At 61.1% G+C, this 9,768-nt stretch carries 10 protein-coding genes; 7 read left to right on the plus strand and 3 right to left on the minus strand.

The window, feature by feature from the left end:
• The first annotated feature begins 91 nt into the window (after positions 1 to 91).
• The 7 genes from ACXWUF_RS12240 (at position 92) to ACXWUF_RS12270 (ending at position 6,757) form a co-directional block, all read left to right on the plus strand.
• On the plus strand, positions 92 to 475 hold the full coding sequence (locus tag ACXWUF_RS12240) for a hypothetical protein (protein WP_458494949.1): 384 nt from the start codon (positions 92 to 94) through the stop codon (positions 473 to 475).
• Between the two features lie 317 nt (positions 476 to 792).
• On the plus strand, positions 793 to 1,998 hold the full coding sequence (locus ACXWUF_RS12245; RefSeq protein ID WP_458494950.1) for an NAD(P)/FAD-dependent oxidoreductase: 1,206 nt from the start codon (positions 793 to 795) through the stop codon (positions 1,996 to 1,998).
• A gap of 165 nt (positions 1,999 to 2,163) precedes the next feature.
• Positions 2,164 to 2,547, plus strand: coding sequence for a methyltransferase family protein (locus ACXWUF_RS12250; protein WP_458494951.1), 384 nt, complete (start codon positions 2,164 to 2,166; stop codon positions 2,545 to 2,547).
• Positions 2,548 to 2,595: 48 nt separating this feature from the next.
• Positions 2,596 to 2,835 carry an acyl carrier protein gene (locus ACXWUF_RS12255; protein WP_458494952.1) on the plus strand — a complete coding sequence of 80 codons (240 nt, stop codon included), beginning with the start codon at positions 2,596 to 2,598 and terminating at the stop codon, positions 2,833 to 2,835.
• Complete coding sequence (locus tag ACXWUF_RS12260; RefSeq protein ID WP_458494953.1) at positions 2,808 to 4,118, plus strand: hypothetical protein; 1,311 nt, start codon at positions 2,808 to 2,810, stop codon at positions 4,116 to 4,118. Before ACXWUF_RS12255 ends, ACXWUF_RS12260 begins: the two co-directional genes overlap by 28 nt.
• A gap of 51 nt (positions 4,119 to 4,169) precedes the next feature.
• Entirely contained in the window at positions 4,170 to 5,642 is a 1,473-nt protein-coding gene (locus ACXWUF_RS12265) for an amino acid adenylation domain-containing protein (RefSeq protein WP_458494954.1), read from the plus strand.
• 2 nt (positions 5,643 to 5,644) lie between these two features.
• The gene (locus ACXWUF_RS12270) at positions 5,645 to 6,757 is read left to right on the plus strand and encodes an acyl-CoA dehydrogenase family protein (RefSeq protein WP_458494955.1); all 1,113 of its coding nucleotides are present in this window, start codon (positions 5,645 to 5,647) and stop codon (positions 6,755 to 6,757) included.
• Between the two features lie 3 nt (positions 6,758 to 6,760).
• Here the strand turns inward: ACXWUF_RS12270 and ACXWUF_RS12275 are convergent, their stop codons facing one another.
• From ACXWUF_RS12275 to ACXWUF_RS12285, 3 genes are all read right to left on the minus strand, one after another.
• A complete protein-coding gene (locus ACXWUF_RS12275) occupies positions 6,761 to 8,086 on the minus strand; it encodes an FAD-dependent oxidoreductase (RefSeq protein ID WP_458494956.1) in 1,326 nt (441 codons plus the stop codon).
• 351 nt (positions 8,087 to 8,437) lie between these two features.
• The gene (locus ACXWUF_RS12280; RefSeq protein ID WP_458494957.1) at positions 8,438 to 9,004 is read right to left on the minus strand and encodes a hypothetical protein; all 567 of its coding nucleotides are present in this window, start codon (positions 9,002 to 9,004) and stop codon (positions 8,438 to 8,440) included.
• A gap of 69 nt (positions 9,005 to 9,073) precedes the next feature.
• Positions 9,074 to 9,484 (minus strand): acyl-CoA thioesterase, encoded by a 411-nt coding sequence (locus tag ACXWUF_RS12285; protein WP_458494958.1) that lies wholly within the window; start codon positions 9,482 to 9,484, stop codon positions 9,074 to 9,076.
• Positions 9,485 to 9,768: the final 284 nt, after the last annotated feature.

The following is a 9,768-nucleotide window of genomic DNA, read 5'->3' on the forward strand; positions in this document are numbered from 1 at the left end:
CCACGACAGCCCAGCCTGATCGTGGGCTAAAGCCCACTCCCACAAATCACGAACCCACTAAGAATTCCAACAAACCAACCCTTCGATCTCCATGAAACGAATCCTCCCGTTCATTCTCCTGGCCGTGGCTGGCTGCGCGTCGCAGCAACCCATTGAAATCATCAACCAATCCCGCGCCTCGCTGAAATTGCTGCCCAAGGAAGACCTGCTCAAGTGCATGGGCAACCCCGTCCACGAGGAAAAAACCGATAAGCGCGAGACCCTGATTTTTTCCGGGGCCGCACCGGAGCAACCCACCTGCCCGATGCGAGCCTTCATGGGCCAACAATCCCCCGCCAAACGCTATTGCTGGGCTTCCGTCACCCTGAAGGAAGGGCGGGTGGAGAACATCGAGTACCCGCCCAGCAACGATGGCGTCATCGTGACGGGCGAGCAATGCGCCTTCCTCGTCGAGAACTGCGTGAAAACGCCCTAGTGCTTTGTCAGCCCTGTAATGTGGGGCCAAACCGCGTCATATTTGAAAACGATAGCCGATAGGATGGGTGGAGGTGCGCCATGAAGAACCACCGAATTTTGAAAAGGCCGCAGCGCACCGTAACCCATCAGCAGGCCGACATCGCCCGATGGGTTACGGCGCACGGCCAGAATCGCCAGAGTTTTCGGCCTCATGCCAAGTGCGCCTCCACCCATCCTATAGGCTACACGTCATTCGACGCATGACAGAGCACTAGCCGTAGACCGGCTCGGTTTTGAAAATCGAGTCGGTCTCAACCTACACAGCCGAACCCAACCATGTCCGAAACGATACCGAACAACCTAGATTACGATGTCGTCGTGGCGGGCGGCGGACCCGCCGGTTCCACCGCCGCGACCCTGTTGGCGCAGCACGGCCACCGGGTGTTGCTGCTGGAAAAGGACCGGCATCCCCGCTTCCATATCGGGGAATCCATGCTGCCATTCAGCGAAACCGTGGTGGAGCGGCTGGGCATCGACTGGAGCGAAGGCAACCAGTTCAAGAGCGGGGCCATGTTCATCGACGAAGCCTCGGGCCAGCGGATGCACTTCCCCCTCAGCGCTCAGCGGCGGACCTTCCAGATCGAGCGGGCGCCCTTCGACCAAGTGCTGTTCAAGAACGCCGCCGCCCACGGCGTGGACGCCCACGAAGGCGAGAAAATCCTCGATTTGGCCTGGTTCGGCGACTGGGTGGAAGTCAGCACCGAACTCGCCGCCTACCGCGCCCGCTATCTGGTGGACGCCACCGGGCGCAACGCCCTGACTGGACGGCAACAACGGAGTATCTCCCGCATCGGGAATCTGGGCCGGTACGCGGTATATACCCATTATGAAAACATCCCGGCCAACGCCGAAGCCGACGAGTTATTCCGCACCGGCAATATTTATGTCCCGGTGGTGGATATTGGCTGGATTTGGATTATTCCCCTGTCCGGGCGGCGGCTCAGCGTGGGGCTGGTCGTGCAGCGGGAAGGCTCGCGGGAGGGCGAAGTCGATGAGTTGTTCCGCCGCTATGTGGACGCCTCGCCCATCCTCAACCGCCTGCTGAGCGGGGCCGCCCAATGCGCGCCGGTCCGCACCGAGGCGGATTTCAGTTATACCAACGAGCGCCGCTATGGCAGCCGCTATGCCTGTTGCGGGGACGCGGCGGGCTTCCTCGACCCGGTGTTTTCTTCCGGGGTATTCCTGGCCTTCACCAGCGCCGCCCGCCTCGCCGACCGGGTGCATCAAGCCCTGCTGGATGGCACCGAGGCCGACCCGGAGCTTCACGCGGCGGACGATCAGGAATATCTATTGGGCTTCAACACCATGCGGCTGTTCGTGGAGCGGTTCTATCATTCCGACATGGTGCATAACCTGTTTTTCGAGGCCGACAAGCACCCGCAGCTTAAGGAGGAAATCGCCCAATTATTGGCGGGGGATTTATGGCGCGGGGATAACCAGTTGCAGAATAGTTTGCTGGCGAATCGGCGGGCGGTTGGATGAGTGGTTAAGCATGTGGTTTCCCGCACCCCTTGAATATTGTTATGTGCGTCTTGCTCGCCGCAGAAATACTGCTCTTCACTGCCTTGGTGCCCGGCATGGTCACGGTATACATCCCGTATTCCCTACTTACCCAGGCGGGCGGCGTCCCTGTTTGGAACCCCCACGATGCTTACGATTCCGGCCTTGGCGTTGCTCCTGACCGGTATTATCGGCTACGGGTATTGTGCCTGGGAGTTCGCCGTGCGTGGTCTCGGCGCCCCCGCGCCCTTAGCCCCGCCCAAAAACCTGGTTGTCAGCGGACTCTATCGCCGGACCCGGAATCCCATGTTTCAAAACGTCTTACTGATTCTGTTGGCGGAGGCCTTGCTGTTTCCCGGTCCCGCCCTGGCTTGGTATGCCGGGATGGTCGCGCTGATCCTGCATCTTCTGGTCGTGCTGTATGAGGAGCCCAGGCTCCGCGCCCGATTCGGGTCGGCTTATATCGACTACTGTGGACAAGTCCCCCGCTGGGGTGCGGCTTTGCATCCTTCCCGACCGAATATCAAATAAGCCTTCCGGGTTTCGGTCGATTTCCCTCAACCATCCCATCCCACTTGTATGAAAGAACAACTCAAGCACTTCATATTCACCGAACTCATCTACCACGATAACCCCGACGCCTTCGGCGACGCCGACGATTTGCTGGAGGCCGGCCTGGACAGCCTGGGCCTGATGCGGCTCATCATGTTCGCCGAAAAGGAATTCGGCGTGACCCTGCCGGACACCGAACTGGAACCGGCCAACGTCCGCAGCCTGAACGCGCTGGAACGATGGATAAACACTGTCTGGAACCGCTGATCTGGTTCAACCCCGCCGACTATTTCACCTATGTGCTGGATCAGGAAATCCGGGCGGCGGGGATGCCGGGCGGGTATTGCGGCTTCGCGCTGGACTTGGATGCGCCACCGGATTTGGAACGCTTGCGGGAACGCTTGGCCCAACTGGCGGAACGCTTCCCCGTCGCCACGGCCCGGCTGGAACGGCGCGGCAAGCGCTACGGCTGGCACGCCACCGGACACGCGCTGGAACTGGAACGCCACGACTGCCCGCCGGGCGAAGGACCGGACACCTTCGCTAGTCGCAAGGTGGCGGACCTCGTGAGCCGACCCGCCTCGCTGGAAACCGACCCGCCCCTGAGCGCCCATTGGCTGGCCCATGGCGAGGGCGGCACGTTTGCGCTGCGCTGGGTCCATCCGCTGTTGGATGCGCGGGGCGTGAAGATTGTGCTGGACTTCCTGAATTCGGATGACCCGGAACGCTTCCGGGAATCGCCGCCGCTCATCCCGCACAAGCTGGCCGAGTGGGGCTTCTGGAAGAGCGCCCGCCTCGCCCTCAAAGCCAAGCGCCACAACGGGCAAGGCAACCGGCTGGATAGCTGCCTGCCCACCCTGGCCGAAACCGGCCCGCAATCCCTGGGCCTGTGGGTGCGCCGCTACACGCCGGAAGAATCGGCCCAAATCGCCAAACTGGCGCTCCGTTACACCGGGCTGGCGGGCAAGTCGCTGTATTACATCGGCTGCCTGATGCGGGCCATGGAACTGGCCGGGCCACCCGCCGCCAAGGCCGGTTACTGCTTCCCCTACGCCTTCAACCTGCGCCGCCAGAACGCCCCGACCCCGATGTTCGGCAACCATGTGGGCTGCCTGTTCGCCCAGGCCACCCGCGAGCAAGTCCAAGACCGGGACGGCCTATTCGCCCACTTGCTGGCCCAGCATCAGCGCGTGGTGCGGGAGGAGTTGGATTACGCCTACCTGCCCCTGATGTGGCTGGGGCAATGGCTGTCGCCGGGCCGCTATGCCAAGCTGCTCCGCCAACAGCGCAGCGGCGGGGAGTTGAGTTCCTGCTGGTTCTCCGACATTGGCGACATGCGCTTCGGCAGCGGCGGCTTCCTGGGTGCCCGGCCCGTCGGCATGTATCACCTGACTTGGATGACCCTGCCCCCCGGCTTGGCGCTGTTGGTCGGGCAGATGGATGGGCGGCTCACCCTATCCTATAACGCTTTGCGGCCAGCGGTGGACGGGGCTTGGTTGGCGCGGGTGATGGGGATTATGGATGCAGAGCTTTTGGAAAAAGTTTTGTAGGTCGGGCTTAAGCCCGACCCACAGTTTCGGGCACACCCTTGAATCACCCCCATGCTGCTAACCCCCTTCCTCCACCAATCCCACCAGCACCCCGAAGCTCTCGCCCTCGCCGAAGGCGAGCGGGAAATCCGCTACGGTGAACTACTCGCCCAATCACAATCCATCGCCGCCGCCCTGCGCGGCCTGGGCATCGGTTCCGGCCAGCGCGTCGCCCTGCACATCGACCGGGGCATTGACGCCGTCGCCGCCGTGTTCGGCGTGCTGCTGACCGGGGCCGCTTACCTGCCGCTGGACCTCAAGAACCCGCCCGCCCGCCGGGAATTCATCCTCCGCGACGCGGACGCGGCGGCAACGCTGGGCACGGGCGCACCGCCGCCGGGCTGGCACGGGCCGACGTGGCTGGATGTCACCGCCGCGCCGCCCGCCCCGTTCATCCCCGCCGAAATCCAGGCCGACGATCTCGCGGCCATCCTCTACACCTCCGGCTCCACCGGCCAACCCAAGGGCGTGGCCCTGAGCCACGGCGCCGTCGCCGCGTTCAGCGAGTGGGCCGCCGAATTGATGGCGCTTGGCCCGAAAGACCGCATCGCCAGTAGCGCCCCTTTGTTCTTCGATCTCTCCACCTTCGACCTGTACGCGGCGCTGGGCCGGGGCGCCAGCCTGCATTTCGTGCCCACCCCGCTATTCATGGCGCCCGCCCGACTGGCCGCTTGGCTGGGCGAGCGGACCATCACCGGCTGGTACACGGTGCCGTCGCTGCTGGCCTTCCTCGCGTATAAGGGCAATCTGGCCGAATCCCGCCCGCCGCTCCGGTTCCTGATTTTCGCCGGGGAGGTCTTCCCCACCCCGGACTTGCGCCGCCTCGCCGACCTGCTGCCGGACACCCGGCTCTACAATTTCTACGGCCCGACCGAAACCAATGTGTGTTGTTACTGGCCGGTGGATCGAAACCGCTTACAGCTTGATGGGAGCGCGGCCAGCTTGGCCGCGAACGGGCGGGACGCCCGTTCTCCCATCCCCATCGGCGTCCCCGCCTGCGACGATGACCTCCGCATCGACCCGGACGGCGGCGAATTATGGGTGCGCGGCCCGACCCTGTTGAGCGGCTATTGGAGCGGGGGCCGCTTGCACAACGCCCTGAATAGCGACGGTTGGTACGCCACCGGCGACCGGGTGAGCCTGAATGAACGGGGCGAACATCTCTTCCACGGGCGGCTGGGCCGGATGCTCAAATGCGCCGGCCACCGGGTCGAACCGGCGGAAATCGAAGCCGCCCTGAACGCCCTGCCGGGGGTGCGGGCCTCGGCGGTGGTGGGTCTCGCCGACCCCGCCGCCGGTCAGCGCCCCGCCGCCCTGTTGGCGCTGGATCCGCCCCTCATCACCCTGGGCGACGTGCAAAAGGCGCTGAAATCCCGCCTGCCCGCCTATATGCAACCCTGCCGCTTCCGACTGGTGGACGACTTGCCGCGCCTCGCCAACGGCAAGCTGGACTATCCCCGCATTCAAGCCTTGATGGAGGAATGACCATGCCAACCCCGGATTTTTCCGGCCTCGCGCCCTATCCCGGCGACTTGAGCCACGCGGAGATTCTGGCCCGATTCCGCCACGTCGCCGCCGCCGGGCTATTGCGCCACGCCCTGCCGGAGCGGTTCGGTGGCCGGGACGACAGCTTCGGCGACCTGTGCGCGGGCCATCGCCGCTTGGGCCATGCCAGCCGCGACCCCGGCTTGGTGCTGATGGTGAACGCGCATGTGTGGGGGGCGGTGTTTCCCATCCTCCGCCATGGCACCGACGCGCAGCGGACGCACTGGCTGCCGCCGCTGATCCGGGGCGAGTGGCTGGCCGGGCACGCCATCACCGAGCCGGGCGGCGGTTCCGATGTGCAGGCCATGCAATGCCGGGCCGAGCGGGACGGCGCGGGTTTCCGTCTGACTGGCGAGAAGCGCTACATCACCAACGCGCCGCTGGCGGATTGGCTGGTGGTGTACGCCAAGCTCGACGAGCGGATCACGGGATTCCTGGTGTCGAACCGGGACGCGGGTTGCCGCTTCACCGATGGCCACGCCCTGCAAGCCTGCCGGGGCAGCGCGACGGGCGGCGTGGTGCTGGAGGATTGCCGGATCGGCGCGGATCGCCTGCTGGGGAAGCCCGGCGCCGGGGGACAAATCCTGCAACAGGCGCTGGAATTGGAGCGGGCGTTCGTGTTCGCCGGGATCGCCGGGGTGATGGAATGGCAGTTGGAGCAAGCGATTCATCACAGCCGCGTCCGCCGCTCGGGGGAGGCGCATCTGGGCCGCCATCAGGCCATCGGCCACCGCATCGCCGAGATGAAGCTGCGCTTGGACACGGTGGGCCTGTGGCTGCGGGAGTGCGCGCGGGCCGCCGACGCGGGCGAACGGCTGAGCCTTCCGGCGGCGCAAACCAAGCTCTACGCCGCCGAGGCGTTCCTGCAATCCTGCCTGGATGCGGTGCAGATTTTCGGCGCGGCGGGCCTGGAAGCGGAAAGCGGGATGGCGGCGTTGGTTCAGGACGCCTTGGCGGGGCGGCTGTTTTCGGGGAGTTCCGAGATGCAGCGGAATATCATCGCGGGGTTGGTGGGGACGGGGGAGGGGTTTCGGGGGAAAGGCATCCGTGGGTAGCCCTCAAATCTCCAACCCCGCCATATAATGCGACCGCTCCGGCACCGCCGGGGCATTCCGCCATACCCCCGCATCCCGCGCCAAGTTATGGAAATTCCCCGACCGCTCCGACATATGCGCGGCGGCCAGCATTAATTCCAACTCCATCGGCGGCACCGAACGCATGAAATGCTTAACCAATTCCGCATCCACCCCGTCGCCGCCGAATTCCCCCAAAGCCAGCGACCGGGAAAACCCATAAAACTGCCGCATCCGATTCTCACACAACTGCGCATAACGGGCGCGGCGGGCCGGATCACGCAAAGATTCCCGCACCGTCAGCGCCGCCACGGCGGCATTATAAAAAGCGTTCAATACCCCATGGGAATAAATCGGGTCCACAAAAGACGCCGCGTCCCCAATCATACAAAAATTATCGCCACACAACCGGGCCGAATAATAAGAATAATCAGGCCGCTCAAATAAAGAACCCGCCTGATATTCAGCACCCGCCAACAACCGATCCACATAAGGCGTGGTACGGCAAACAGCCAGGAAATACTTTTCCCGCTCCGACTTGCTCATGCCACTGGCGCGGTCGGTATTAACAACCAAGCCAACGCTGGTGGTCCGCCGCAGGGCGATATGCCAAATCCAGCCATCCTCAAAAGACGTGACAAAGGTAACGGGCTTAACCCTGTTTATTTCCTCCGGCCCATAGCTTTTGCCATCGCTGCCCACAAACCGGGAATGATCAAAATATCCCCACAACGAAAGAAAGCGCATCTTGGAATCTATCAGCCGCCGGGTTTTAAACTGATTCGCCAACACCGCGCCGGGACCGCTGGCGTCGATGACATAACGGCAGGAAATACCACCCTCCGCAGAAGCCCCGCCGCGCCGGTCCAGGTATTGCGCCTGCGGTCGCTCGGCATTACCGAAATCCACCGAGCGCACCGCCACCTGCTGGAATATCCGGGCACCCTGCCCCGCCGCGTGGTTCAACAGCAGCTCATCGAAAACATCCCGCTCCACATGCAAAGCCGGGCGGGTGAATCCGAATTCCGCGAAAGCAATGCGTTTGATTTTCCCATTCCACACGGTAATGCCGCCCGCCTTGGCAATAAACCCCTCTTTTTCAATCAGCGCCGTAGCGCCAGTTTGGTCCGTGTATTTCCAGAAATGGGGAATTAAACTCTCGCCCACCTGGGGGCGTGGATGACGGGCTTTTTCCAGCAATACCACGTCAATACCATCCCGCGCCAACAACGCCGCCACACTGGAACCAGCGGGACCGCCGCCGATAATCAACACATCGCAGGATTTAGGGATTTCGGCTTGGCTGTTCATGGGCTGGTTTTTCCTGATGCCTTAGAAAAGGGATAACATTCCTTCAAGGGATGATGTTATCCCTATCTTAATATGTTTCCTGATTAGCAAGGTACTTCAGCTTTCCGCCATTCCGACAAGGATGCCGGAATGACACTTTTTGAGGTTAAACCGCATCTAGTTTGAAATACGAAGCTCCATACCTAGCCGTCGATTGCCCTATATAGGATGGGTGCGGCGCAGCGAAACCCATCATGCAGCGCAGCCCGATGTGATGGGTTCCGCGAAGCCCCACCCATCCTATAAGCTATGGTTTTCAAGCGGGGCGCTGTTTAGCTAAAGATTCTTGCCAATCAGGATGTGTTTAAAGAATCAGTTCCTAATTTCCGCCACCTGATCGCCTATAAAGCGCACGATAAAGCGGTCGTAACGGGTTGACCAATACATCCACTCGTCAGAACTTAGGCTGGGCGTGGAATTTTGCGGAGGATATCCAATGGCGGCCAAAACCGCGTCGCGGCGCATCCCTTTTTTGACTTCGCCGCTAAGGATGTATTTTTTCTCATCTTTGGTGAATCTCGACAAATCCACCTTTTTAGGCCCGAAAATCCGCTTGAATGCCTGCTGACTATCCTCATTGGTATGCTTTGGCACATTTTCGATGGTAAGTTGCTGGCCGGTTCCATCCAGCTTTAACACGATACGCTTTTTATTTATGGACATTAGCGTGGCCGCTGTATTAATGGGGATCAAGAAGCCATGGCGGTAATTGGTGGTGCGAAATTCGTTCTTCTCTTGAAATAGGCTGAACTGAGTATAGTAAGTATCCCCAACCTCTATGCCAGAAACCAATTCGCTAGACTTGTATTGCTTGGCACATGCTCCCAAGGCCAAAAAGATTATCAAGGCCACCGGCAATGAAAAAACTCGCTTGAACATCGCGCTACTCCTCATTTGAATAAAACCAACATTATTCGAACCCCCTCAATCCAGAACACCCTATCGGATTCAGACTCCCATGAACGCTTCCAATTTATCCAGGAAAACCCGGGGAGAGGCGTAACACATTTCCCCTGTCACGGCGTCCACCGCCACCTGCATGGTGTGCGCCTTGACCAGCACCCGCCCGGTTTCCGCATCGAATATCCGGTATTTGATTTTCATCCGATATTCCCATTCCACCAATTCCGCCAAAACCCGGATTCTTTGACCAAACCGGGCGGGCTGCAAATACCGTAACTGAATGTCGATAATCGGCCAGACAAACCCGGTTTCTTTCATCGCCATATAATCGTAGCCAATTTTACCCAGCATCGCACAGCGAGCGGCTTCCAGGTATTCACAATAATGGCCGTGCCAGGCGATATTGAGCAAATCCACATGGTGAAAAGGAATCACCAGCTCGATTTCAGCAGACACAATAACAGTATCAGCCATGGCTTATTATAAATAACTCCACTGGTAAAGCGACGCTCCGCTCCCTCTCCCCATGGGAGAGGGTTGGGGTGAGGGCGATCAAATGAAGCTTTCCCTCCACCACTATCTATGCTCCCCGCCCACGGCGGAATCCCAGAATCCATAGAAATTAAACCATTGCAGCGGTGCCCGGCGACAGTGGAATTCCAAGGTTTCCGCGTAGCGCCGCGCCAAGCCCGCCAACTCCAGATTCCGTTGCGGTTCCCGGCGGGGCATGACGATTTGCT

This window comes from Methylomagnum sp. (genome assembly GCF_054333355.1).

Bases quoted from the DNA above. Each gene is read 5' to 3' on its own strand.
- ACXWUF_RS12240 (WP_458494949.1), top strand. From the start codon at position 92: ATGAAACGAATCCTCCCGTTCATTCTCCTGGCCGTGGCTGGCTGCGCG.
- ACXWUF_RS12245 (WP_458494950.1), top strand. From the start codon at position 793: ATGTCCGAAACGATACCGAACAACCTAGATTACGATGTCGTCGTGGCG.
- ACXWUF_RS12250 (WP_458494951.1), top strand. From the start codon at position 2,164: ATGCTTACGATTCCGGCCTTGGCGTTGCTCCTGACCGGTATTATCGGC.
- ACXWUF_RS12255 (WP_458494952.1), top strand. From the start codon at position 2,596: ATGAAAGAACAACTCAAGCACTTCATATTCACCGAACTCATCTACCAC.
- ACXWUF_RS12260 (WP_458494953.1), top strand. From the start codon at position 2,808: ATGGATAAACACTGTCTGGAACCGCTGATCTGGTTCAACCCCGCCGAC.
- ACXWUF_RS12265 (WP_458494954.1), top strand. From the start codon at position 4,170: ATGCTGCTAACCCCCTTCCTCCACCAATCCCACCAGCACCCCGAAGCT.
- ACXWUF_RS12270 (WP_458494955.1), top strand. From the start codon at position 5,645: ATGCCAACCCCGGATTTTTCCGGCCTCGCGCCCTATCCCGGCGACTTG.
- ACXWUF_RS12275 (WP_458494956.1), bottom strand. From the start codon at position 8,086: ATGAACAGCCAAGCCGAAATCCCTAAATCCTGCGATGTGTTGATTATC.
- ACXWUF_RS12280 (WP_458494957.1), bottom strand. From the start codon at position 9,004: ATGTTCAAGCGAGTTTTTTCATTGCCGGTGGCCTTGATAATCTTTTTG.